26 protein-coding genes are annotated in these 26,292 nt (G+C 26.1%); 4 read left to right on the forward strand and 22 right to left on the reverse strand.

Going from position 1 to position 26,292, the window contains the following annotated elements:
• Nucleotides 1–7: 7 nt before the first annotated feature.
• The 3 genes from hydE to ABFX13_RS03020 all read right to left on the reverse strand — a co-directional run bounded on the left by hydE (nucleotide 8) and on the right by ABFX13_RS03020 (nucleotide 3,056).
• Complete coding sequence (gene hydE, locus ABFX13_RS03010; RefSeq protein ID WP_346042222.1) at nucleotides 8–1,057, reverse strand: [FeFe] hydrogenase H-cluster radical SAM maturase HydE; 1,050 nt, start codon at nucleotides 1,055–1,057, stop codon at nucleotides 8–10.
• Nucleotides 1,058–1,279: 222 nt separating this feature from the next.
• Entirely contained in the window at nucleotides 1,280–2,680 is a 1,401-nt protein-coding gene (locus tag ABFX13_RS03015; protein ID WP_346042225.1) for a [FeFe] hydrogenase, group A, read from the reverse strand.
• A gap of 199 nt (nucleotides 2,681–2,879) precedes the next feature.
• On the reverse strand, nucleotides 2,880–3,056 hold the full coding sequence (locus ABFX13_RS03020) for a (2Fe-2S)-binding protein (RefSeq protein WP_346042228.1): 177 nt from the start codon (nucleotides 3,054–3,056) through the stop codon (nucleotides 2,880–2,882).
• 168 nt (nucleotides 3,057–3,224) lie between these two features.
• Here ABFX13_RS03020 and ABFX13_RS03025 point away from each other — a divergent pair, with 168 nt between their 5' ends.
• A complete protein-coding gene (locus ABFX13_RS03025) occupies nucleotides 3,225–3,839 on the forward strand; it encodes a DUF4397 domain-containing protein (protein ID WP_346042231.1) in 615 nt (204 codons plus the stop codon).
• A 23-nt stretch (nucleotides 3,840–3,862) separates the two neighbouring features.
• Here the strand turns inward: ABFX13_RS03025 and ABFX13_RS03030 are convergent, their stop codons facing one another.
• Entirely contained in the window at nucleotides 3,863–4,357 is a 495-nt protein-coding gene (locus ABFX13_RS03030) for a hypothetical protein (protein ID WP_346042234.1), read from the reverse strand.
• Nucleotides 4,358–4,467: 110 nt separating this feature from the next.
• Here ABFX13_RS03030 and ABFX13_RS03035 point away from each other — a divergent pair, with 110 nt between their 5' ends.
• Nucleotides 4,468–5,280, forward strand: a complete 813-nt coding sequence (locus tag ABFX13_RS03035) for a carbon-nitrogen hydrolase family protein (protein WP_346042236.1) — start codon at nucleotides 4,468–4,470, stop codon at nucleotides 5,278–5,280.
• A gap of 40 nt (nucleotides 5,281–5,320) precedes the next feature.
• On the opposite strand, the gene ABFX13_RS03040 is transcribed toward ABFX13_RS03035, so the two are convergent.
• Nucleotides 5,321–5,665 (reverse strand): cupin domain-containing protein, encoded by a 345-nt coding sequence (locus tag ABFX13_RS03040; protein WP_346042239.1) that lies wholly within the window; start codon nucleotides 5,663–5,665, stop codon nucleotides 5,321–5,323.
• A gap of 162 nt (nucleotides 5,666–5,827) precedes the next feature.
• Between ABFX13_RS03040 and ABFX13_RS03045 the strand changes: the two genes are divergently transcribed.
• Entirely contained in the window at nucleotides 5,828–6,466 is a 639-nt protein-coding gene (locus ABFX13_RS03045) for a GntR family transcriptional regulator (RefSeq protein ID WP_346042243.1), read from the forward strand.
• 43 nt (nucleotides 6,467–6,509) lie between these two features.
• Entirely contained in the window at nucleotides 6,510–6,689 is a 180-nt protein-coding gene (locus ABFX13_RS03050; protein ID WP_346042246.1) for a DUF4177 domain-containing protein, read from the forward strand.
• Between the two features lie 68 nt (nucleotides 6,690–6,757).
• On the opposite strand, the gene ABFX13_RS03055 is transcribed toward ABFX13_RS03050, so the two are convergent.
• The 17 genes from ABFX13_RS03055 to ABFX13_RS03135 form a co-directional block, all read right to left on the reverse strand.
• Complete coding sequence (locus tag ABFX13_RS03055) at nucleotides 6,758–8,320, reverse strand: BCCT family transporter (RefSeq protein WP_346042249.1); 1,563 nt, start codon at nucleotides 8,318–8,320, stop codon at nucleotides 6,758–6,760.
• A gap of 303 nt (nucleotides 8,321–8,623) precedes the next feature.
• Nucleotides 8,624–9,418 carry a PIG-L family deacetylase gene (locus ABFX13_RS03060; protein ID WP_346042251.1) on the reverse strand — a complete coding sequence of 265 codons (795 nt, stop codon included), beginning with the start codon at nucleotides 9,416–9,418 and terminating at the stop codon, nucleotides 8,624–8,626.
• A gap of 145 nt (nucleotides 9,419–9,563) precedes the next feature.
• Entirely contained in the window at nucleotides 9,564–10,409 is an 846-nt protein-coding gene (locus tag ABFX13_RS03065) for a MurR/RpiR family transcriptional regulator (protein ID WP_346042254.1), read from the reverse strand.
• Nucleotides 10,410–10,413: 4 nt separating this feature from the next.
• Nucleotides 10,414–11,313, reverse strand: coding sequence for an ROK family protein (locus tag ABFX13_RS03070; protein ID WP_346042257.1), 900 nt, complete (start codon nucleotides 11,311–11,313; stop codon nucleotides 10,414–10,416).
• 26 nt (nucleotides 11,314–11,339) lie between these two features.
• Nucleotides 11,340–12,143 carry a sialate O-acetylesterase gene (locus ABFX13_RS03075; RefSeq protein WP_346042261.1) on the reverse strand — a complete coding sequence of 268 codons (804 nt, stop codon included), beginning with the start codon at nucleotides 12,141–12,143 and terminating at the stop codon, nucleotides 11,340–11,342.
• A gap of 50 nt (nucleotides 12,144–12,193) precedes the next feature.
• The gene (locus ABFX13_RS03080) at nucleotides 12,194–12,646 is read right to left on the reverse strand and encodes a NanQ anomerase/TabA/YiaL family protein (RefSeq protein ID WP_346042264.1); all 453 of its coding nucleotides are present in this window, start codon (nucleotides 12,644–12,646) and stop codon (nucleotides 12,194–12,196) included.
• An 11-nt stretch (nucleotides 12,647–12,657) separates the two neighbouring features.
• Complete coding sequence (locus ABFX13_RS03085) at nucleotides 12,658–14,160, reverse strand: sodium:solute symporter family protein (RefSeq protein WP_346042421.1); 1,503 nt, start codon at nucleotides 14,158–14,160, stop codon at nucleotides 12,658–12,660.
• Between the two features lie 81 nt (nucleotides 14,161–14,241).
• Nucleotides 14,242–15,135, reverse strand: a complete 894-nt coding sequence (locus ABFX13_RS03090) for an N-acetylneuraminate lyase (protein ID WP_346042267.1) — start codon at nucleotides 15,133–15,135, stop codon at nucleotides 14,242–14,244.
• Nucleotides 15,136–15,159: 24 nt separating this feature from the next.
• Nucleotides 15,160–15,831 (reverse strand): N-acetylmannosamine-6-phosphate 2-epimerase, encoded by a 672-nt coding sequence (locus ABFX13_RS03095; RefSeq protein WP_346042270.1) that lies wholly within the window; start codon nucleotides 15,829–15,831, stop codon nucleotides 15,160–15,162.
• Between the two features lie 257 nt (nucleotides 15,832–16,088).
• Nucleotides 16,089–17,513, reverse strand: coding sequence for a glycosyltransferase family 2 protein (locus ABFX13_RS03100; RefSeq protein WP_346042273.1), 1,425 nt, complete (start codon nucleotides 17,511–17,513; stop codon nucleotides 16,089–16,091).
• Nucleotides 17,507–18,643 (reverse strand): HEAT repeat domain-containing protein, encoded by a 1,137-nt coding sequence (locus ABFX13_RS03105; RefSeq protein WP_346042275.1) that lies wholly within the window; start codon nucleotides 18,641–18,643, stop codon nucleotides 17,507–17,509. The genes ABFX13_RS03100 and ABFX13_RS03105 overlap by 7 nt, the downstream gene beginning before the upstream one ends.
• A gap of 13 nt (nucleotides 18,644–18,656) precedes the next feature.
• Entirely contained in the window at nucleotides 18,657–20,762 is a 2,106-nt protein-coding gene (locus tag ABFX13_RS03110; protein ID WP_346042277.1) for a hypothetical protein, read from the reverse strand.
• 15 nt (nucleotides 20,763–20,777) lie between these two features.
• Entirely contained in the window at nucleotides 20,778–22,283 is a 1,506-nt protein-coding gene (locus ABFX13_RS03115) for a CotH kinase family protein (RefSeq protein ID WP_346042280.1), read from the reverse strand.
• 10 nt (nucleotides 22,284–22,293) lie between these two features.
• Nucleotides 22,294–22,962, reverse strand: a complete 669-nt coding sequence (locus tag ABFX13_RS03120; RefSeq protein WP_346042283.1) for a DUF4956 domain-containing protein — start codon at nucleotides 22,960–22,962, stop codon at nucleotides 22,294–22,296.
• Nucleotides 22,963–22,974: 12 nt separating this feature from the next.
• Nucleotides 22,975–23,667, reverse strand: coding sequence for a polyphosphate polymerase domain-containing protein (locus ABFX13_RS03125; RefSeq protein WP_346042285.1), 693 nt, complete (start codon nucleotides 23,665–23,667; stop codon nucleotides 22,975–22,977).
• A 210-nt stretch (nucleotides 23,668–23,877) separates the two neighbouring features.
• Complete coding sequence (locus tag ABFX13_RS03130; protein WP_346042289.1) at nucleotides 23,878–24,654, reverse strand: EFR1 family ferrodoxin; 777 nt, start codon at nucleotides 24,652–24,654, stop codon at nucleotides 23,878–23,880.
• A gap of 300 nt (nucleotides 24,655–24,954) precedes the next feature.
• A complete protein-coding gene (locus ABFX13_RS03135) occupies nucleotides 24,955–26,277 on the reverse strand; it encodes a hemolysin family protein (protein ID WP_346042291.1) in 1,323 nt (440 codons plus the stop codon).
• Nucleotides 26,278–26,292 lie beyond the last annotated feature (15 nt).

Consider the following 26,292-nt stretch of genomic DNA (forward strand, 5'->3'; position numbering starts at 1 on the left):
TCCTTTATTATTTTCTAAACTCAGGATTATCTCCTCTACTTACTTCTACTTCATACCCTGCTTCATTTATCTTTTTCTCTATCATAGTTCTATACTCTGCATCTTCATCTAATATATATGCTTTATTATCATATAGAGAATATTTTTTTCTAACAGACATTGGCGATAAATTCGGCATTATAACATTTCCTCCAGCTTTTAATCCTTCTTCTCTTCCTTTTGGATCTATACTTGAAAGAGCTGTTGTAGCTGGCAATAACACCTTTGGAAGTAATAATCTAACAATAGCCAAACATATAACTGTTTTTTCTAAGCTACCATGTTCATGATTTCCAAGAGGGGTGTCCTTGTGAGGTATAAAAGGACCTATTCCACACATTGCAGGTTCAAATTCTTTAACAAACATTAAATCATTAACTAAATCTTCATTAGTTTGTCCTGGTATACCTACCATAAACCCAGCACCTGCTTGATATCCTATATCTTTTAAATTTTTTAAACAGTTTCTTCTTTTTTCAAAAGGCTCACCTGGATGTATACTTTCATAAAGTTCTTTACTAGCACTTTCATGTCTTAACAAGTATCTATCTGCTCCTGCATCATACATTTTTTTATAAGAATCATAGCTTCTTTCTCCTAATGAAAGAGTTATTGCATTTTTTGGAAACTCACTTTTTATGGCTTTAATTATCTCTACCATCTTATTATCTGTAAAGTATTCATCTTCACCACCTTGCAAAACGAAAGTTTTATATCCTAGCTTATCACCTTTTCTAACACATTCTAAAATTTCATCTAATGTTAATCTATATCTATCTGCATTTTTATTGTGTCGTCTAAGCCCACAGTACAAGCAATCCTTCTTACAAAAGCTTGTAAGTTCTATAAGACCTCTCATATAAACTTTATTTTTATAATATTTTTTTCTGGTTTCATTAGCTCTTTTAATTAATAATTCTTTTGAATTTTCATCTATATTGTCTAATAAATACAATAATTCTTCCTTGCTTGCATCATTTGTTTTATATAATTTTTCTATAATATTTATAACATCCATATATTCACCTCGATTTTAATGGTTGTATAATTAATACCCAAATATAATATTTAAAATATTTTAAATATTATATTTGATTATTAATTTTTAATAATAATTAAATTTATTCATCTTTATATATTTTTATTAATAAAATAGATTTTTATTATCTAAGGTAAAGTAGTTATAATATTTTTTTTTAAATATTATAACTACTTTACCCTTAGATTAAATAAACATATCTTAACCTATATCACTTAAATTACTATCTTTATCTAGTCCTAACATATCATGTTTAGATTCAAAGCTAGTATGTAAAAGCTCATGTGATAAATGAGATAACGGTTCTTTAAAGAATTCTTTATATACATTTATTACATCTGGGTTTTCATAACTACATTTTATTTTTATAGTTTTATCTTTATCGTATAATCCTTCTATACGTTTTAATCTCATTTCATTTGTAATTCTAGCTTTCATTTTAGGTTGTCCAGCTCCACCTATACATCCGCCTTTACAAGTCATCACTTCAACAAAATCATATTCAACTTCTCCTGCTTTTAGCTTTTCTATTAAAGTTCTAGCATTTGCAGTTTCTTGTACAGCTGCTAATCTAAGAGTTTTATCTCCTATAGTAACAGTAGCTTCTTTAACTCCTTCAAGTCCTCTAACTGGAGTAAAGTGTAAAAACTCTTTATGTGGATTTTCATGAGTTAGTATATTGTATACAGTTCTGACCGCAGCTTCCATAACTCCACCACTATTACCAAAGATTAAACCAGCTCCACTTCCAAGACCTAATATATTGTCAAATTTTGAACCTTCTAAAGCATCAAAATCTATGTTTTCTTCTCTTAACCATTTAGCAAGTTCTTTAGTTGTTAATATTATGTCATTATCTCTCATATCTTCAACATTATTAAATTTAGCTGAACTGTTCATTTCAGGTCTAAGTATTTCATATTTTTTAGAAGTACATGGTGTTATAGTAACATTTACTATTTTTGATGGATCTATATTAGCTTTTTTTGCAAAATATGTTTTTATTACAGTACCTTGTATACCTATTGGACTTTTAGTTGTAGATAAGTTTGGTATTAATTCTGGGTAGAATGTTTCTGCAAACTTAACCCAAGAAGGACAACAGCTTGTAAATTGTGGTAATTTGCTATTACCATTTATAATACGACTTACTAATTCACTAGCTTCTTCCATTATTGTCATATCAGCACCAAAAGTTACATCAAATACATAATCTCCACCAAGTTTTCTTAATGATTGAACCATTTTATCTTCAACATATGAACCTTCTTCCATATTAAATTCTTCACCAAGTGCTACACGAACAGCTGGTGCAGTACTAAATACTACAATTTTATCAGGATCATTTATAGCTTCTTTAACTCTGTCTATATCTTCAACTTGTGTTATAGCCTTTTTAGGACATGCTTGCACACACTGTCCACAGTTTATACATATTGCTATATCTCCAGTTTTTTCTAAATCAAAGTAGCCTGCAACTCCTATTTCATTTGCACAAACCCTCTTACATAATCCACATTTTATACATTTGTCATAATCTATTTGTATAGACGGATTATCTAATTCTACTGGGACTACCTTTTCTGTAAATAAGTGTTTCATGTTAATTGCTCCTTTATTGTGATTTAATTCATAAAGTATTAAATAAACATTTAATTGTAATTTTCGACAATCAAATGCTTAATATGCTTATACCCATTTTTTTAACTTTGTATCATATTTTAAGTATTATTTATATAAAAAAATACCGTTCACTCCTGAATCCTTTGGAATAAACGGTATCCTTAATTCTAATTTTTTATTATTTATTTTCTTCTATTAATTTTTCTATAGTTTCTCTGCATCTTGCACCTTGACACGGTCCTGTTGTTGCTCCTGTTGCATCTTTAACTTTTTCTACAGTATCTGCTCCATTTTTTATAGCTTCTACTATAGTTTCTTTTGTTATTCCTTTACATAAACACACTTTCTCTGACATAATAATCCTCCTATTAAATATGTATTATATTTTCCTTTTATTTTATTATACCCAATTATTTTAGATTTAAATATTTTTATATTTTAAAAATATTTAATTATGAACATATTTACTCTAATTTTCATAATTTAATATGAGTTAAAGTTTGTAAATAAGGGGGAAATATTTATGGATTGTTTTAAAACTAAGGAAGGTAATTCTATAGTTAGAGTTTTTCATGCCTCACCTAATGCACCAACAGTTGATGTTTATTTAGATGGTGAAATTTTAGCACCTGGACTAGCTTATACAGATATATCTGATTATTCATACATGGAAGAAGGAATGCATACAATAGAAATTCGTTCTATAGGAGATTCTACTACAACTATACTAACTAAAATGATAGATGTTCCTGATGATAGAATATTTACTATAGCTATTGTTGGAAATTTAGATAATTTAGAATTTATACTAATAGAAGATGATATAGATGAAATTCCTTCTCCTAAAGAATCTACTGTTAGAGTAGTTCATTTATCTCCTGATTCACCTAATGTTAATGTATTTGCTAATGGAAATTCTTTATTTGAGAATTTAAATTTTAAAGGAAATTCAGATTATACTAAAGTTCCTTCTGGTGCTTATTCTATGGATGTTACTTCAAGTAATACAGGAGATATAGTTTTATCAGGAAACTTAAACCTTAAAGCCAATAGAATATATACAATATATGTTATAGGTAATCCACCTAGTTTAGGTTTAATTCAATCTGTAGATGTAAATTCTTATCTTTGTAGATGATAAAAAGGGTATTAATACCCTTTTTATCTTAAACTTTTAATTACTAAGTTAATTAATTCTATAATATTTCTAGATATATATAAATCTTGTTTTGAAGCCCAAATTAAGTATATTTTTAGCTTTTCCCATTTTAAATTTTTATCTATATTTGCTATATATATATTGTAAATTTCATTTATTTTATCTAAAAATTCATGTTTTTTATCTTCAATAAATTTTTTATTCTGTAACAAAATTTCTTTTATATTTTTTATAAAACTATCTATGGTAATGTTATTATATATATAATCATTTATTATTTCATCTCTTTTAACTATAAGTTTGTCAGTTATGTTTTCAAGGTCTTTTTTACTATAGTTCCATACTCTATCATTTTTTATAGCTATATCATCTATTTTGTCATTATACTTATCAATAATTTCCTCTAGAACTATAACTATTTCTAAGTAATTATTCATTCTTAAGACTTCTTCACATCTTTTTATATCTGAATTTAGATTTATTAATAATTCATTCAAATTTTCTCCTTCTTTCTACATCAAATTTAATTTATATTATATCATTATTGTAGTTTTAATTATTAAGTTATATTAATATTATATTAATGATTATTTTAAGGGGGATTTATATGAGTAAATGTAAATTAGCTGTAATACAAATGCATATAGAAGATGAAAAATCTACAAACCTCAAAACTTTAAATAGTATTTTACATAATGTCTTAAAAAAAGATGTTGATATGGTTTTATTACCTGAAATGTTTTGCTGTCCTTATCTAACAAGTAAATTTCCTTTATATGCTGAGCCTGAAAGTGGAAATACTTATAGATACTTATCTAATTTAGCAAAAGTTAATAATATATATTTAGTTGCTGGATCTATGCCTGAAATTGATTTAGATGGGAAAATTTATAATACTTCTTATGTATTTGATAGAAATGGAGATTTAATTGGAAAGCATAGAAAAATACATCTATTTGATATGCAAATAGGAGATACTTATGTAAATGAATCTAATACTGTTAGTCCAGGTGAAAATATAACTGTATTTGATACTGAATTTGGAAGATTTGGTTTATGTATTTGCTATGATTTAAGATTTCCTGAAATATTTCGTATGATGGTAGATAGTGGTGCCAAGGCTATAATTATTCCTGCTGCTTTTAATATGAAAACAGGTCCTTCTCATTGGGAATTATTATTTAGATGCAGGGCTGTTGATAATCAAGTTTATACTATCGGCTGTGCTCCTTCTACAAACTATAATGATTCTTATATATCATATGGAAATTCTATAGCAGTTTCACCTTGGGGAGATATTATTAATAAATTAAATGGTGATGAAGGATATTTTGTTTGTGATATAGACTTTGAATATATAAATAATTTAAGAGAAAAACTTCCTTTACTTAAACATAGAAAATGCAATTTATATAAATAAAAACTACTTAAAATTATAATTTTAAGTAGTTTTTATTTTATTAATTTTCTTTATACTCTGCTCCAGCACCTACTTTAGTTACTTGAACCGCAATCATTTCACTATCACCATTAGTTATTTCATGCCATTGACCAGCTTTTACAAATACACTATTTCCTACAGTAACATCAGTAACATCATCTTCTACACTCATCTTTCCACTACCTTTAAAAAAGAAAAATATTTGTTCTCCATGTGGATGTCTATGAGCTTTTAATACTTGAAACGGTTTAAAAAAGTAAACTTCAGATGTTATATCTTCACCTTCAAATACTGGTATTTTAGGTACAACCTTATCATTATATTCTTCTAAACTTCCATCTAAAAAATGTTTTTTATTTTCCATACAAAAACCTCCTTTATATATTATAATCCTATTTATATTTCCTTTTTTAGTGATATAATATTCATTAGATAATATTTACTAATTTATTATAGAAACCTATTTAAAGTAGAAATAAAATATTTAAATATTTTAATATATTTATTAAAATTTTTTGGAGGAATTATGGAAAAATCACATACTATGCCTATATATCAAAAAATTGCTCTTGATATAGCTAATAATATATATGTTGGAAATATAGCTGAAGGCGCTACACTTCGTGGTCGTTCAGCTCTTGCTGCTAAGTATAATGTTTCCCCTGAAACTATTAGACGCTCTGTAAAACTTCTTGAGGATATTGAAGTTGTTCAAAGCATTAAGGGAAAAGGTATAATTGTTTTATCTTCTAGTAATGCTGAATCTTTTTTAAAAAAATATCAAAATATAACTAATATATCTTCTTATAGGTCTGATTTATCTTTTCTTCTTAATAGCCGAGCTAAATTAGAAGCTCAAATATTAGAAACTATGAACAAAATAGTAGATTACTCAAGTAGATTATCAACTATTAATCCACTAGTTCCTTTTGAATTTGAAATAAAAGCTAATTGTAAGTTTATCGGTATGACTGCTGGACAAACTAATTTTTGGCAAAATACCGGAGGTACTATAGTTGCTGTTAAGCGTAATGGTGACCTTATACTCTCCCCTGGCCCTTATATTGAATTCCTAGAAAATGATATTCTTATGGTTATTGGGGATGTTAATATCCATACTTCTGTTCCAATGTTTTTATATGGAGATGAAGAATATAAAGATTAATTAAAAAGTTACTTTAATTTTGGAAAAAAGGAGGGATATTTTTATGTATACATACATTTATGTTAAGTCAAAAGCTAGTTCAGTTTTTAGAATTTCTGATCATAGAGAATTAATAGATAAATACAGCAGAGAAGGTTGGAGATTTGTTAGTGCTATTCCAAGTGATTTTGAACTTAATGGAAAGATAAATGAATTTGACTTAGTTTTTGAGAAAAAAATTTAAAAATAAAATTTTTATAAATTAATTTATAAATAAAAAGAGTATCTTAAATTCAAGATACTCTTTTTATATTAATAAACTTCTTTTTTTCTTGGTATTATAGGTTGTTTATATTTATTTGAAACTCTATATTCTTTCTCTACTGCTTTTTTTATTATTTTTGCTTTTTCTTCTTCTAATTTAAATTCTTCTTTTAATGCTTTTGTTATAGAAACTATACTTATTAGCATTATTATTGCAAAAGGAAATGCTGATACTATTGATACTGTTTGTAATGTTTCTAAACCTCCTGATATTAATAATACTACCGCTAGTAAAGCTTGTATAACTCCCCATGTTATTTTCTTTTTATTACTTGGGTTTAAATCTCCATTAGATGTAAACATTCCAAGTACATATGTTGCTGAATCTGCAGATGATACGAAAAATGTACATAATAAAATCATAGCTATTATTGATAGTACTTTACCAAATGGATAATTTAAAAAGACTTTAAATAATGCTGTTTCTGTTACCATTGTTGCATCTTTTGCAAAATCTAATCCTAAATTCATTCCTAGTGTTCCAAATACAGCAAACCAAACTATACAAGCTAGTGCTGGAGCTAGTGTTACTCCTATTATAAATTCTCTTATTGTTCTACCCTTTGATATTCTTGCTATAAATATTCCAACAAATGGTATCCATGCTATCCACATTGCCCAATAAAATACTCTCCACTGAGCTATCCATTTCCCTGATTGGTCAATATATAAACTTTGAGATATAAAATTTTCTAAATATAATCCTATTCCATTTGATAAGTTTGATACCATATCTATAGTTGGTCCTATTATTATGGCTCCTAATAAAAGTGAAAATGCTAAAGTTAAGTTTATATTAGATAGTAGTTTTATTCCTTTATCTAAACCACTAGTTGAACTTTTAATGTATAGTATTGTTGCTATAGCTATTATAACTATTTGTACATATATAGTATTTTTTATACCAAACATATACTCAAGCCCACCTGCTATTTGCATTGTCCCCATACCTAGAGATGTTGCTATTCCTGTTACTGTTGTAAATACAGCTAATATATCTATTGTTTTACCTACTTTACCTTTTACTCCTTCTTCTCCTAATATAGGTAAAAATACACTACTTATAAGCCCTGGTGCATCTTTTCTAAATTGAAAATACGCAAGTGATAATCCCATTATTGCATAAGCTGCCCATGGAGTTAATCCCCAGTGCATAAATGATTGTTGCATTGCAAAATTTATGGCTTCTTGACTTCCAGACGTTAATCCTATAGGTGCGACCATATGTTTTAATGGCTCTACTGCTCCAAAAAATACTAATCCGATTCCCATTCCTGCTCCAAATAACATTGAAAACCATGATAAATTACTAAATTCCGGTCTGTCTGTATCTTTACCAAGTCTTATGTTTCCATATTTACTAAAAGCCAAAAATACTGCAAATATTACTAATGCAAGCATCACTAATAAGTATACCCAGTTAAAATTACTTACAATTAAATTAAATCCTTTATTTGATGCTTCTTTAAACATATCTGGTGATATTAATCCAAATATCACTACCAGACTGGTCAGTACTAATGATATTTTAAATACGATATTATTTTTCATATGCTTCCTCCTATTTTTTTGTTTATATTTCAAATCAAAGTAACAACTTTATTAATTAATTAAGTTTTTTCTCGTAACAACTTAATCATAGCATAAAGTTGTTTCTTTTGCAAATAAGCCCCCATACTTTTCCCATATAAATTAACAGTTTTTACTTAAAATAATAAAAAAAGCTATCTTATTATTTAATAGTTAAAAATATTTAAAAATAGGTGATATCAATGTATACCACCTATTTTTAAGTTTATTTTTACTATTTTTTAAGATAGCTTTTTAAATACTTTTTATTTTTATTAAATTCTATTAATTAAAACTTAGCACAGATGTGTAATTAGGATCACTATATAAATGATCAAAATATGTGTGAGCCGAAGTATACCCTATTCCAAGTTTTTGCTCTTTTTCATTTACAATTTTATATTGATCAATAGCTTTTTTAGATTTCTCTCTATCCTCTTTAGTCTCTGATTTATAAACATCTCTTTTGTCTTTAGGTATATCTTTTAAGTATGCAGGTTTGATAAAATATCTAGCATCTGCTACTTTATGTTCATCACTAAGTTTTTTTAGAACTTGACCATTTTTTCTATGCATTATATGATTATCATATCTATAGTGATGAGCTACGTGAGTAACATCTCCTAGTTCTTTTTCAAATTTTAATATAGTTTTTTCCATAAGGTCATAATGAATACCTGGTTTTTCAGCTTCATCTGCAAGTATTATTATATTACTGTCTTTAACACCTAATTCATGTAAAGCAGCTTTAAATTCATTATTTCTAAGAATTTCTTTTTCTTTTCTAGTTATACCTTTAAATCTAGGTATTTGATTAAAAACATTAACGCCTGATCCATCTGAAACTAGTACAACATATACATTATTAGCACCACATTGTTTTACTGCATCTGAAATAGCACTCACGCCCCATAAAATTTCATCATCTTGATGTTGAGGGTAAAATACAACATGATCTTTAAATCTTTTGCGTAATGTTTTTTCACTTTGAGTATTTTGAGTGTTTAAAGTCTTAATTGCAATTCCTACAACCAAAATTAAAAGTATGCTAAAAATTATTTTAATGTTTTTACTTTTCAAATTGTCACCACCTAGTATTTTATTTTTTTGTCGAAAACGGTCATTTTTTTGTACTAAGTGTTTATATTAGCATAATTTTCTATATAAATACAGACTATAGATAATTTTGATACAAATTTGTTACATTTTACTACAAAATCTTTAATTAAAGAAGTTTTATAGCTTTAGTTGTCTTTACTTTTCTTTCAAGTGATTCTTTAAATTCTTGCTTAACTACTTGTGTATATACAAGGTCTATTATAAAAAACTGTGCTAATTTAGATGATATAGATCCAGTTTCAAGTAAAGTTTCTTGAGATATATAACCTAAGTTAACATCTGATATCCTTTTTAAACTTGATTCTTTATTTTCTGTTATAGAAATTACATCTACATTATTTTCTTTAGCCATATTAACAGCTTTTATAATTTCTTTTGTTTCACCTGAATGAGATATAGCTACTATTAAGTCGTCTTTTTCCATAATAGATGCCATCATTATCATAGTATGACTACTATCAAAGCTACTACAATTTAAACCTATTCTCATAAATTTGTAGTTAGAATCCTGTGCTATTATTCCTGAATATCCTATTCCTATAAAATATATTCTTCTAGCATTAATTATTAAATCTGCACATTTACATATATCTTCACTTTGTATTATATCTACAGTTTTACTTAGTATATTTATATTTGAACTTAATAACTTCTTAGCTGTTTCAGAAGCAGGTTCATCATTCTCTATATTATTATTTATAATATTTTCTTTTTTATTACTAATTGTAGATACTTCTTTAGTAAGAGTTACTTTAAAATCTTGAAGACTTGAAAATCCCATCTTTCTTGCAAATCTTGTTATAGTTGACTCTCCCAAGTTACTTTCTTTTGCTATTTGAGAAATAGGTTTATAAGAAAAGTTATCTAAATTATTTTTTATATAATCTATAAGTAGTTTATCCGATTTTGTAGCTTTAAAATCAGGTGTTTCTAATTTTTCTAATATATTCATAATATTATTCTACCTTATCCCTTTTTTGTAAAAAATTATATAATGCACCTAACATACCTGCATCATTTTTTTGTTTTGCAAACTCTAATTTTGTATTTTTATATATACTTGCTATTAGAGTATTTTTAAGTTCTTTTTCTATTTTAGGCTTTAAAAATTCTTCTTGTGCCATTATTCCTCCACCTAGTATTACTACTTGAGGATTTATTATATAACATATATTTGATATTCCAATTGCTAAATTTTTTACCATGTTATCTATTTCTTCTAAACAATCTTTGTCATTTTCTTTTGCTAGTTCAAATACTATTTTACCATTTAAATCCATATAGTCCATGTTCTTTTTCTTTGCTATTCTTTTGATTAAACTACTAGTAGATGCTCTATCTTGAAAACTTTTCCCATTTATATTTATATAACCTACTTCTCCTGCACTATTACTAAATCCTGATATTAGTTTGTTATCTATTATTATACAACCTCCAATTCCAGTCCCAATAGTTAAACAAACGGAAGAATTAGAGTCTTTTCCAGCTCCTAACCACATTTCTCCAAGTCCTGCACAATTTACATCATTTTCAACTTCACATAATATATTAAATTCCTTTTCAACTTCTTTTTTAATTTCAACTCCAGTATAATTTGGTATTAAATCTTCAAGTGCATATAATATTTTACCTTCCTTTGAATCTACCATTCCTGCTGTAGATATTGCAATTCCACTTATATCATAGTCTTTTTTATATTCTCTTATTATTAATTTTATCTTTTTAAGTATTCCAGTTCCACCTTTTTGAATAGCTTCTGTAGGCATACTATTTTTAGTTATTATATTTCCATCTTCTTTTATAACTGAATATTTTATAGATGTTCCTCCTACATCTATGCAAATAAAATTTTTCATATTAATTCCCCCAATTGTTTTTAAATTTATATGTAATCATTTTGTAATTTTTCTAATTTATATATATATTCTCTGTATTTTTCTAAGTCTATAGTATCCTTTAAAATTATATCTTTTTTAGTATCATTGTATTTTAAAATATTATCACTTAAATCTCTTCCTAATATATTTAAACCTATTTGAGAGTAATGAACATCATCTATAGTTAAATTCTCATCATGAAAAGTCATTGCTCTATTACTTCCTAAACTTAAAATATCACACTCTTTACATGCTATAAATTGAGCTGCTGCTATTTTTTTTGTTCTAGTAAAGTAATCTTTGTGACCTAGCCAATAACCTGTTAAACTTACAAACATTTTATCAATATTACATTCGTCTTTTAATCTATTGGCAATATCTTTTAAATTTTCTTTGTAATATATAGGGTCACTTCCATATTTTGCATCACTTTCTCCTTGTATCCATATTACATATTTATTTGTTATTTTATATTTTTCATTTATTAACTTAACACCTTTGTTAAATTTAATTATAGCATCATCTAAAAACTTATTTGCATCATGATTCCAATTTTTTATTCTTGACCCATCTTTAGCTTCATGAATAAAGCACACTTTATTCTTAGTAACTTCATTCCATCTATTAGAAAAAGAAGGAGCTATAGTTCCAGACCCTTCAGATTTTTCAAGTTCACATCTCATTTTTATAATTTCATTATTACTTAAATACTCAAAGCAGTTTTCATTTGGAATTTCGCTATAAGTTTTATCTCCAACTCCTCTAGCGTTACTTTGACCTATTAATAAAAACACATCTATATTTTGCATATATCCTCCTAAAAAATTAAGGAGAATAGAAAACTATTCTCCTTTTTTACCTATCTAATTATTACTTTAAAGATAGCTTTCTTTATATTTTGTGGTTTATCAACTTCTATTGCTGTCATATGAGCATCTTCTGGAAAACAAATAAGAAAATGCCCTTTTTCTAAATCAACGTATGAATTATTTTTACCTTCAAGAGGTAGGAAATCTCCTTCTTCTTCATATTCCTTTTGATTTAAGTTCTCTATAAAGTTTAAATCTATTCTTTCACATCCATCTAACATAAGATGAATATCTATATACTTTTTATGAGCTTCCCAAAATCTATCTTCTTTTTTACAAGTTTCATACTCTACTATATTTACAAATATATCTTTACCATCAATTTCGTAACTTCCTTTATCATAATCTAAAAGGTTGTTATCTTTTGCATATTCAAAACATCTAATTATATCTTCATTTAAATTTGAATAGGTTTTCACATGATTTACATTACCAAATATCATATCATTTCCCCCTAAGCTTCATAGTGTACTGTTGCTTCTTCTGTAACTTTTTCTCTTACATTACTTACTTTTATTTGAACTAAACTAACTATTTGACCAACAACCACAGATGTAGTTATTGTTATTAATGAGTATGCCCAAGAAGTTACTTCTGGCACATTGTACTTTAAGAATACCACAAGTATAGCTGATACTATAAATCCTACATATGCACCTAATTTAGTAGCTTTTTTACTAAATGCTCCAAGTACAAATATTCCAGCTAAAACTCCAAGTACTAATCCCATAAAACTATTAAACCATTCATATGCTGATTTTATTTCTCCATTTGCAAGTATCATAGAAACTCCTATAGCTACAATACCTACTCCTAAAGATATATATTGTGCTATTTTAGTTTGTTTTTCAAAGCTCATATCTTTAGATATCATTGTTTGTATATCTAATGTCCAGCTTGTTGCAACCGAGTTTAGCCCAGTTGATAATGTTGATTGACTTGCTGCATATATTGCTGCTAATAATATCCCTGTAATTCCTACTGGTAATTGATATGCTATATATGATGCAAATATTTGGTCTTGCTTAACAGTTTGAGCTAGTTCTGGATTTTGAGTGTAAAATACAAATAAACAAGTTCCTATTAAATAAAATACTGTTGCAAGTCCCATAGATAGTATTCCATTTCCGTAAGTCATTTTCTTTAATTGTTTTACGTCTGTTGTTGTAGTAAATCTTTGAACTATATCCTGACTTGATATATATGATGAGAATGTATTAAATCCAGCACCTACAAATATTATAAATGCACTTGTTGAAAATATATTTGGATTAAACATTACTTCATTATTAGCTAAGAATTTTTTTCCATCTGTAAGAGTTGACATAACTTCCCCAAATCCTCCATTAATATTGCTAATTAAGAAGAATAATGTTCCTGTAACTCCTATTATAAGTACAACTCCTTGTATAAAATCCGTCCATAAAACTGATTTTAAACCACCTGTATATGAATAAATTATTGCAATTACTCCCATTACTATTATAAGTACATTTACTGAAATCCCTGTAAGATCTGCTAAAACTACTGATGGCAAGTACATGATTATTGACATACGACCTATTTGATATATTATAAACATCAAAGCTCCTAAGACTCTAAGACCTTTACTTTTATATCTTATTTCTAAATATTGATATGCTGTATCTAAATCAAGTCTTGCATATAAAGGTAAGAAATATCTTATTGTTAAAGGTATTGCTATAAACATTCCAAGTTGTGCAAACCATAATATCCAAGTTCCACCATATGAGTTACCTGCAAGTGATAAAAAAGATATTGGACTTAGTAATGTTGCAAATATGGATACTGAAGTTACCCACCAAGGAATTGTTCCGTCACCTTTAAAGAACTCTTTCCCCTTCATTTCCTTCTTTGAGAAGAATAATCCAGCTAGTAGTACTGCTAGCAGATAGATTGCTAATACGGCAAAATCAACGCCTGTAAACCCTACCATATTGTTGTTCATGTTCATATCCCCCTTGTATTTAGGGCTATCAAAATTTAATTGATAGCCCATTATTAATATTGTTAAGTACTAAGCATTTACTTTATCTAATTCTTTTCCAAAATATTTATTATACATTTCTTTAGCTTTTCGTTTCATTTCTTCAGTTGCTTCTTTCATAGGTTGTCTACAATATCCTGCTTCTACCCCTTGTTCTTCAAGTATTAATTTTATAGTTTGATATAATCCATTTCCTAATATATCAGTTATTAAATCATTTGTTATATGTTGTATTTCTCTAGCTTCCTCTATTTTATTATTTTTAGCTAGTTCAAATATTTGCTTAGCTCTAACACCATTTACGTTAAATGTTGAACCTATAGCCCCATCTACACCTAAAACAACTGCTGGTAACATCATTTCATCAAATCCTGCATATATTAACTTATCAGGGAATCTCTTTCTCATTCTTTCTAGTAAGTAGAAATCTGCTGCTGTAAATTTAACCCCTATTATTTTTTCATTTTCAAATAGCTCAGCAAACTGATCTAAACTCATATTTACACCAGTTAAAAATGGTATAGAATATATTATCATTTTATTATCTACTGAATTTACTATTGTTTCATAGTAGTGTTTGATTTCCTCAAAATCAAATTTATAGTAAAAAGGTGTAACAGCACTTAATGAATCATACCCTAATTCTGTAGCAAATTTAGCAAGTTCAACTGCTTCTTTTAAATTAACTGATCCTACTTGTGCTATTAATTTAATATCGTTTTTAGCTTCATCTTTAGCTATTTCAAATATTCTTTTCTTTTCATCAGTTGATAACATAAAGTTTTCACCTGTTGAACCTCCTACATATAAACCATCTACTTTACAAACGTCTATATTGTGTCTTACTATTTGTCTTAATCCCTTTTCGTTTATGTTTCCATTTTCATCAAATGATACTAATAAAGCTGAATAAATCCCTTTCATCTTATTATCCTCCCATATTTTATTTTAATTTTTAGCTATTGCTTTTGTAAACTTTTCTGTTATAAGTTGTGGTCTTGTAATAGCTGAACCTACTACTGCTGAATATGCTCCTAGACTTAATGCTTTTTTAAGTTCTTCAGGAGTATTTATTCTTCCTTCTGCTATTATAGGTATATCTAATTCTTTTACTAATTTTTCTATTAACTCAAAATCTGGCCCCTCTAATTTTTTTGTATATGGCGTGTATCCTGATAAAGTAGTTGATATACAGTCTACTCCATATTCATAAGCTTTTATTGCTTCTTCATAATTTGATATATCTGCCATAACTAATACATTTTTTGATTTTATGTAATTTATAAGTTCCTCTAAATTTTCATTATTAGGTCTATTTCTATTTGTGGCATCTATTGCTATCATTTCGCATTTTGTAGTTAGTAGTTCATCTATTTCTTTTTTTGTTGGTGTTATATATATTGGTGAGTCTTCGTAATTTCTTTTTATAATCCCTATTACTGGTAAATTTGTTACTTTTTTTATTTCTATAATATCTTCTACTCCTTGTGCTCTTATAGCAACTGCACCTCCTATTTTAGCTGCATTTGCCATTTTACCCATTATGAAAGAACTATGTAGTGGTTCATCTTCTAGAGCTTGACAAGATACTATTAATTTATCTTTTATAATATCTAGCATTTTTTTCTCCCACCCTTTTGAAATTTATTTTCTTTTTCCTTGTTTATATAATATCACGAAAACGTTATCTTTGGCAATAAATTTTCATTTTATTTTTTATTTTTTTGACTAAAGGGTATATTTATCGATAAAAATATTAATTTTTAGCTATTTTTACGTATTTATTTTATATGAACTTTATATATCCAGAAAATTTATTTCATATAATTTTACTTTTTAAATAAATTTTCTGAATATAGTAATTTTATTTCATCATTTTAAACTTCATTAGAATATTTAATTCTATTTTGTTTTTTTCTACTTATCTTGCTCCATTGATTTTTTCTTTTTTTATAACTTATAAATCCTGTTATCCTATACCAAGAACATAGTTGTCTATATCCAAAACTTTCAATGACTGCAAAAAATATTAATTTTAATAAAGAACCTAGACTTGAGATATGTTTAAATATATAATTTTCAAGAATTATTGAAGTTATAGACATTACAACACTATAGAAAATATATACAAGTAAAAAGATAACTAAAAACTCCATATTAAGAAAACCACTAAAGTAAGATATAATTATTATAATTATCCCAAATACATCGATTATGCACGAAAATAATTCATACACTACAAAGTATAAAAAAGAAAATATACCCACTATCCCATATTTAGGATTTAGAAATATATATTTATGATTTTTTAAACTTGTAATAAGTCCTATATGCCAACGCCTTCTCTGCCCACTTAAATCTTTTAAAGTTTCTGGTACTTGTGACCAACATATAGCATTATGCTCATATTTTATGTTATAAGGTATTTGATTTTTTCTATAAAATGAATGTAATTTTACTACAAGGTCCATATCTTCCCCTACTGTATCAGTATCATATCCTCCTATATTTAAAACTGAAATTTTTTTAAAAACTCCAAAAGCTCCAGAAATTATTAAATTCCCATTAAAACTATTAAACCAAACCCTAGTAGTTAAAAATACTCTATAATATTCTATAGTTTGAAATATTGCAAGTAAATTTTTAGGAGATAAAACTTTTACAACCTCACCTTTATCTAAAACAACTTGATTTGCAACTTTTATATTTCCTCCAACAGCAACTGTAGTGTCATCTTCCATAAAAGGCATAACAATATTACTTAATGAATCTCTTTGGAGTATTGAGTCAGCATCTAATGATGCAAATAATGGATATTTTGATATATTTATACCCATATTTAAGGCATCAGCTTTTCCTCCATTTTCTTTTCTAACTAATATAAGATTTATGTTATTTTTAACTTTGCCTTCATATACATATTTTTCTTTTTTACAATTTACAATTCTTCTTATTGGTCTTGGTACTTTCTTTAATTTAAAATAATCTATAACTATATTAGATGTATCATCTGTTGATCCATCATCTATTAATATTATTTCATATTCTGGGTAATCTAAATATGATAATGAGTTTATACAGTCAATTACTGTTTTTTCCTCATTATATGCAGGAACTAATATAGATATAGGCATATAGTTATCATTGCTTTTTAAAGATAATTCATTTAAATATTGTTTTCTAAGCTTTTCTTCATTTAGTTCTAATACAGAAAATATAGTAGATATAAAAAACACTATTGCATAAATTAATATATAGTGCATAAAAAATATATTTAAATAGTCTATTATTAATCTTAACATTGATACCCTACCTCTACCTTTCCTGATTCTTCTAAATAATCATCATAAGATATTTTATCATTTATAAACATTGCATAAAAAAGTATATCCTTTGCATATTTATCATTTTCATATAATATTGAATTTATTAAATCATCATCTGAAAATTCAAGTATAGTTATTGCTGAATTATATCTTACATACCAGTTTTTATCTTTTATACTTTTTGTTAATGCATTTTTACTTTCTTTACATTTATAATTTTTAAGTGCTGTTGCACATACAGCCCTAAATTCCCAATCTTTATTATTTAAAAGTTCTATTATTTTTTCTTTAGATTTTTCATATTTTATAACTGAAAAATATTTAATTATACTTATACTCACTTCTTTATTCATATTGTCATTTAAATAATTTAGTAAATCTTCTTTAACAAAGTCAGTTTTATTATTTTTAAAATGTTCAATAACTACCTTTTGTATATTTTCACTAAAATTTTTTAAATTATTTATTAAGTATTTATCTAGGTAATATTTATCTCCGCCAAATTGATTTAATATATCTGTAAAAACTTTATTATTTATATACTTATTTTCCTTGGAAATATATTCAATTGCACGTTTAAAAGTGCTGATATTTCCTATTCTTGCTATTGATTCTAATGCTGAAATTCTTAAATATATAGACTTAGTATTTATACATTCAAGTAAAAATTCACTTATTTCGTAATTACTAATCCTATATTCTCCAAGAAGTGTAGCTAAATAAGTTTTTAATATATTGTCTTTTTTTCTATATTTTTTGACGTTAATAGTAATTATATCTTCAAAGTTTTCCATATATATTTTTATATATTTATGATTATTTTTATCTTTATTAAATTCTTTTAAGATAGCATTAAAAGCCCTAATGTAATGTTTTTGTTTTAGCTTTTCTCTAATAGAAGCTATATCCATTTTAGATATAGCTTCATCAGATTTTATACAATTTAATTGTTTAAGAATTTCCCCTTTGATCTGTTTTTTAGTTTTTTCTACTTTTTTATTAAAATGTTGATTAATCATACCTCTTACTATCATATAAATAATAGAACAGGATATTATATATATGAAAAAACTTAATATTATATATATATTAGCGATAGCTTTCATAATATTTTCCTCTCTATCTTTTATTTAACTCATTCTTAACTATATAATAAGATTGCTTTAATCTCTCATGATACTTAGGAAACATCCATCCATCCAATTTATAAGAAATACTATTTAATCTACTTAAAGTTTGTTCTTTTTCTTTTTTCGTAACTCCAACTTTTATATCATCTATCATCAAAGAATTAGTTTTAAACTCTTTATAAAAATCATCTTGTATTTGCTTCGTTGAAGGATCCATAAAATTTAAAAGTCCCCATGGTATACGAACTTCTACATAATTATCTCCTATATAATAATCAGCTATTGAATTAAAATCTTTACTTTCTGGATTAGCATTTCCTTTAATTAACTTTCCTGTTTCATAAGTTAACTTATCTTGTGTTTTTCCTAAAGATTCCACATACATCTTAGGTCTGGTTTCTATAAGTATTTGTGAAAAATGATCCATATCAGGTGTATTCTTTATTAAATCTGGTCTTTGTTCATATAAAGTCTTATTCTCATAAAAATTAAATCTATTATAATACTCATGTACTGCTATCATAGAATCCTTATCATTTATTTTTATAATGAAATCTACAGGATTGTTAAAATCTAATTTATATTGAGAACTTTTATTAGCCCCTGACTTAGGTGTTGTATCTAGGTCTATATATAACTCATCCTTTTTTAAGTCTATTTTATCTTTTGATTTAATCATAAAGTATAAATACTTTTCATCATTTTTTATAGATAAGCTTAAATCTTCATTTTTACTTACAATATCTTCTTCTTTCCATTCATTTAAGCTGTCATCAGGATAAGGTGTAATTTCTAATTTACCTGGTTCAAAAGTCATAAGCCCAAAATTTTGACTATATGTTTGTGCATCACTCCAGTAAGCTGATCTATCTAGTATTTTACTATCCTTTGTATTCCATGATGATGCATTCCAACTATCCTGAAACTCAAATATAAAACATCCTGCAATTCCTGAAGATTTTATGGCTTTATACACATCAACCAAGGCCTTACCCTGTTCTTTTTCAGTTATATACCCTTTATCAATATCTTTATTAAAATCTCCTCCAGAACGACTTGAAGGAACTCCAAATTCACTTATTATTACAGGGATTTTATGATAATTATTTATTTTTTTAAAATACTCATCAATATTATCTTGATACTCTTTTACTTCTGAATAGGATGGATATATATTATATCCAGCTATTACACCTGTTTTTAATTTCCTTTTAGCTTTAATATTTTCTACATCAAAATAATTTTTTATATCTTCATCACCATTTGCACTATCTTTATTTGATAATATACTTTTGTTAACTCTATTTGTACTGCTACTAACTATATGATGTGAAGCTGTTCCTATAAAACTTATTAAGCTTTGTTTTGTATAATTTTTAAACTCATAACTTATAGCATAATTTCCCATCTTAGCCATATATGCTTCAAAAGATGATGCTTTATTATCTGTATATAAATATTTGCCTATATATACATTTTTTTGATTCATAATTTCTGTATATATTAAGTCATGTTTTGCAAATTCTATTCCTAGACTATATCCTATTACATAATTTGATACATCAGTTTTATAAAGTTGTGTTGGATTTAATTTGTTAAAATTGTACGGATTTCCATGTATGGAATCTATTATAAGTTTTATGTTTCTTTTAAAAGCTTGTTCTGGTTTACTTCCTTGTGGATCTTGTCCATTTTTTAGTAAAGTTTCATTAAAATATATACCTTGCATTAAGTATATTGGATCTTTTTTGTCTTTGTTAAACTCATATAAAGCACTATAGAAACTTTCGTTCATTAAATTTGAAACCCTTATACAGTTTGCTCCCATATCATAAATATCTTTTATCCATCTTATATATTCTTCTTTACTTACTTTATCTTCATTTGGAAACACTCCAGGTTTAGTTGAATTTAAATCCACCCCTACTATATCTAATTTTTCCCACTTGTTGTTTTTAACTATATAAATATTCTTCCCCTCAGTTTTAGTAAAATAGGTTTTATCTTTTGGTACAGATTTATTTGCAATAAAATCTCCTATAGTCATTGCAATTAACAAAAATATTACTATACAAATTGCTAGAAATTTTTTCATAATGCTTCACCTCTATTAACTTGCCCATTTACTAAGACTATCTATATTTTCATCCATCCACTTACCTCTATTTATAATAAACTTTTTCATTAAATATATTTCTTCTTTGTAAGTTTTGGCTTTACCAGAAGTAGACTTTAATAAGTGTTTATTTTTTTTAAGGAAATTTTTATACTCACTAATATCAGAAGAATAATTACTTAGTATTGGTTCATTCTCTTCAAATACAGCTGATTGATTAGATAAGCTTATAGGCCATTTTTCAAAGTTTCTAGAAATTGAACCACCTAATATTTTCTTAGCCTTATTTATTTCCCCTAATAGATATCTATCACTTAAGTAAGTTTTTCTTAGTTCTTTATATCTTTTAACAACTTTATCTGCAAATTGTTTATCTTCCATTAATCTGTCAAACCAAGGTCTTTGGTTCATGAAAAATCCTTTATATTCAAAAGGCTCTCCAATATCTTCTGTGTGATTTCCTAGTGATTGATTAAAATCCCATACTGGGCCAGCTTTCATTTTACTTTCATAGTCTTTATATACATAAGTACTGTATATTCCGGCATCTGTATTTTTAAAAAATTCATTTATAATATAAAAATCTACAAAAGAATCTGTATCTATATATTTATTGTATCCTATAGCTGGATCATTAAATTTATCTGAATAAAGCATTCTTTCAAACTCGCTTATATATTTTTTAATATATTGATATTTTTCTGGAGTTAAATCTTTTTTTGGATATTCTATATTAAGTCCCTTGTTATATATATAAGTAGATTTTCCATATGAGTTAATAGATATATCTCCAGGTTTTTGTCTATCTTTTGCAACTATAAAACTTGTCTCACTTACATGATCTAAGGTTTTAGTTATATCTACTCTATCTTCTCCTCTATTAATTTTTTCAATCATCATATAAACACCTTGATACTGATCTTTTTTTATATCTAAACTACCATCATCTACTACAAACACTTCACAAAATCTTACTTTAGGAGCATAATTCATTATATGTCCTGCTGTATTTAATGTTATGTAGTTTCTCATAAGCGATTTATCTGAAAAAGGTGCATTTAATACCCAACTAGAGTCTTTTGGCATACCTAAAAGACTTTCTTCTTTTTTCTTTCCTTTTTTATTTAAAAGATTTATACTAAATTGTTTTTTTGGATATTTGCTTGTACTATTTCCCCTTACTTTAAAACTAGCTCTACTTACAACTTGAGGTTCATTACCTAAATTATTTAATCCATTTTTATTATCATAAATTTGAATACTTCCAACAGTTTCTTTATCTTTTTTTATTGTATTTTTATTTGTATTTATAACTACTATTGGTAGGTTGTAATTTTGATTTAAAGCTTCACCTCTATAGTAATTTGTAAATTCTTTTGATTTTGTTTTTTTATTTTGTTCTTTTGTTAATTCTTTTATATTTCCTAAATTTGCTACAACTAATAGTGTTAAAAATAAAAACATAAGTGCTACAAAACTTCTAAATATATCCTTTTTCATAATTTATCACCTAACCTATAGTTTCTCCGTTTTGTGCAACTATGTTAACTGTATTTACACCTTCTATGTTATATAAATCATTTATTATATTTTTATCTTCATTGTTTTTTATTTTTATTTGATAAATTATTTCCATATTATTTCCTACAGAGTTTTTAGCCCTTAACTGACTTCCTTTAAAAGAATTAAACACACATCTCATTATTTCTTCTTCTCTTTCTCTTAAGCCTCTTATAATAAGTATGTATCTATCTTCCTTTCCAAATCCACTAAAGCTAAACATAAGAAGTACCAAAAATAAAAATAGTGAACCTACTATTGCTATCATATAGTTAGAACTTCCAACACTAAGGCCTACTACTATTCCCCAAAATATATATCCAGTATCTCTTGGATCTTTTATAGCTGTTCTAAAACGAACTATAGATAAAGCTCCAACCATACCTAAAGATAGTGCTATATCATTTCCTATAACAATCATAACCATAGTAGTTACTAATGTTAACATAACTAGTGATACATTAAATTTTCTATTATACATTACTCCACTAAACGTAATTTTATAAGTCCAAAATATTACCATTGATAATAAAAATGCTATAAACATTGTTTCTATAGCATCAAATGCAGTGATTGTCCCACTTTGTGATGTTAAATACTTATATAATGTTTCTTTCATTCAATACTCTCCTTATAACATATAATTTTCAAAAAATCTTCTTGAACTACAATATTTACTAACTGATTGATTAGTTGTATCAAGTCCTGTTAGTGCTTGTGATATCCAACAAAATAACTCTCCATCAAACTTAACTTCAAGTAGTGCATTATAATAATCAACTATCGGATTCATAACTACATCTTCGCTAAACATATCAAAATCAAATTCATTAGATTTTATATCACTATCTAATGTAACTCTTATATTATTTTCATTGTGAATATAAGCTCGCCTGTTGTAATCTACAAGTACTACAGGTCGGTATTGCCCAATAGTCATAATATTATAAGCTGCTTTAGCTGTATCATTATCATATTTAAGTAATACACTATAATCTTTATTTATAAGTGCTATGGCATCTTCTTTGGTTATTGTTGTTGTTTCTTTTCTTTGGTTTATATTCATTTTTCTTTTTATTTCAAGTTTTACAGTATCTGTTTTTGTATCATATATTCTAAGTCTTATTTTTTTTCTTATTTCTTCTCCATCTATCTTTGAATAATAATCATCATCATTAATACTGTCAAAATATAAACTTCTTATCCTATATCCATACTCCTTATTATTAGGATCAGGAGTTAATACTTCTTTAAATAGTTCATTAACTTTGTAATAATCCATCTCCCCTATAGGGTATTTAAGTTCTCTTCTGTTTACTATCATTTGTTCCCTCTCCTTTGTAATTAATTAAATTTTACCCATATTTACATTTATATTAACACATAATATGCATTATTTAGATATTTTTAGCTAAATAGCAAGATTTACATATAATAGCCTTTGATTTAATACGTTTTTTTCCTTTTTTTTCATTTTCTATATCAAATTTAAAAAGAGTATCTTTTTAATGACACCCTTTTTATTTCTTAAAGTTTATTTTTTTAAATAGTGTTCTATCTTATATGGTATAAAAGTTTTTTTCCCAAATAAGATTGCATTTGTAGGACATCTATGAATACATTTTTCACAACCTATGCATTTATTGTAAAACTCTATTTTTTTATCATTCATAGATATGTTTTTAGTTGGGCATTCAATTTCACATATCTTACAGTTTATACATTTTTTTTCGTCTAACGAAAAGTTTCTCTTTGCATATTTTTTTGCATATACTAAAAAACCATTATAAACAATTTTAAACATAGTTGTACTTTTTTTATAATCTATGTCACTTCTATTGTCAGTTAAAAAGTCTTTTACTATTTCATCAACTCTATTTGGAGCTAATTTTAATACATTTAAAATTTCTTCATCTGTTTCTCTTTTAAAAAATCTATGGTAATAATTATTTGGCATTTGTATAGATGTATTTATAACTACATCTAAGCCTTTTTTATTGAGTAATTTAGCTAAATATATTCTACTTGGACTATGCTTATCTCCTGCTAGAGTGTGATATACTATACATTTTTTGTGTTTATTTGGTATATTTTTTATTACCCAATCTGTAAGTATTTTAGGAACCATTTCAGCGTGAATAGGTCCTCCAAATATGTAAAAGTCATATTCTTTGTTAAGCTTTTCTGTTTTTTGTATATCTATAGTATCTATTTCTATATTTTCTTTTTTAAATCTTTCTTTAAAAAGCCTAGCTACATATTTTGTGTTTCCTGTTCCTGAAAAAAATATAACAGCTCCATTTTTTAGCATTTTATCACTTCCTATTTAAATATTCTTTTATTAAAAATATCTTACTAATTTTAAGTAAAAAGAGTATTGATTAATCAATACTCTTTTATTATATTTCCAGTTGAAGTTTGATTAAATGTGTCATACAAATGTAGTACTTAATTATATTTATCATATTGTTTATCAAATATTTTATAAAAATTGGTGGTGAAATTAGTATAAGTGTAGATATTGAATTTACTATAATCTCATACATACATAGCCCTCCAAGTTGTAAGTTTATACATTATATGAAAACTTTAATTTAAATATTTGATTTGTTTATAATTTTTCACTAAGCTTTAATAAACTTACTATAATTTCTTCTACTCTTCTATTTTCAACTTTTGCTACTGTAAATTTAACATCTTCTAATATTACTACCTCATTTTCATTTGGTATTTTACCTAGAGTTGTTATTAAATATCCATTTAATGTATCGTAATCTCCAATTTCTATATCCATATTAAATCTATCATTAAAATCATTTACGCTTAAATAACCTTTAACTCTATAACTTTTTTCATCTATTTGACTTATATCATTACCTATATCATATTCGTCCTCAATATCTCCCATTATTTCTTCTACTAAATCTTCCATAGTAACTATACCTGAAAATCCACCATATTCATCAAATAATACTGCTAGATGAATTTTAGCTTCTTTTAAAACTTTAAATAAATCATTTGTTCTTTTGGTTTCTGGAACAAAATATGATTTGTGAAGTATGCTTTTTATATTTATATCATCAAAGCCTACTTCTCTAGTTTTTGCTAATAAGTCTTTTACGTATAATATACCAATAATGTTATCTATATCGTCTTTATAAACTGGTATTCTTGAATAATTTAATTCTAGTATTTTATCTAATACATCTTTAAAATCATCATCTATATCTATTAAGAAAGTATCACTTCTTGAAGTCATAATTTCTTTTGCTAGCCTATCATTAAATTCAAATACCTTACATAACATTTCTTTTTCATCATCATCTATTAAACCATCTTCTGTAGACCTGTGTATTAATGCTTTTATTTCCTCTTCTGATACAGTATCTTCTATATCAGAATCATTATTTCCAGTTAACTTTAATACAAGTCCTGTTGATAGTGAAAGTATTTTTATAAATGGCTTAGCTATTATAGATATAAAATATATTGGTTTTACAGAATGTAGTGCTATACTTTCTGATTTTTTAAGTGCTATTCTCTTTGGAACTAACTCACCAAATACTAGTGTGAAGTATGAAAGTATTATAGTTATAACTATCATTGATATTTCATTAGTATATGGTATATTTAGTGACCTTAAAATATTTGCTATATAAGTTGATAAACCAGTGGCTGCAGATGCACTTGAGAAAAATCCAGCTAGTGTTATACCTATTTGTATAGTTGATAAAAAGTTACTTGGCTCTTTAATAAGTTTATATAATAATTTTGCATTTTTATTACCTTCCTCACTTAAAGCCTTAACCTTTGACTTATTAACTGATACTATTGCCATTTCTGCAGATGCAAAAAAAGCATTTATAGCTGTTAGTATAGCTATTAGAATTAATTTCGAGAGTATACCCCCGGGGTCTGAATCTAAATTATCCATATTTTCCTCCTTAAT

The sequence above is a fragment of the Paraclostridium tenue genome (genome assembly GCF_039521565.1).
Taxonomy (GTDB): Bacteria; Bacillota; Clostridia; order Peptostreptococcales; family Peptostreptococcaceae; genus Paraclostridium; species Paraclostridium tenue.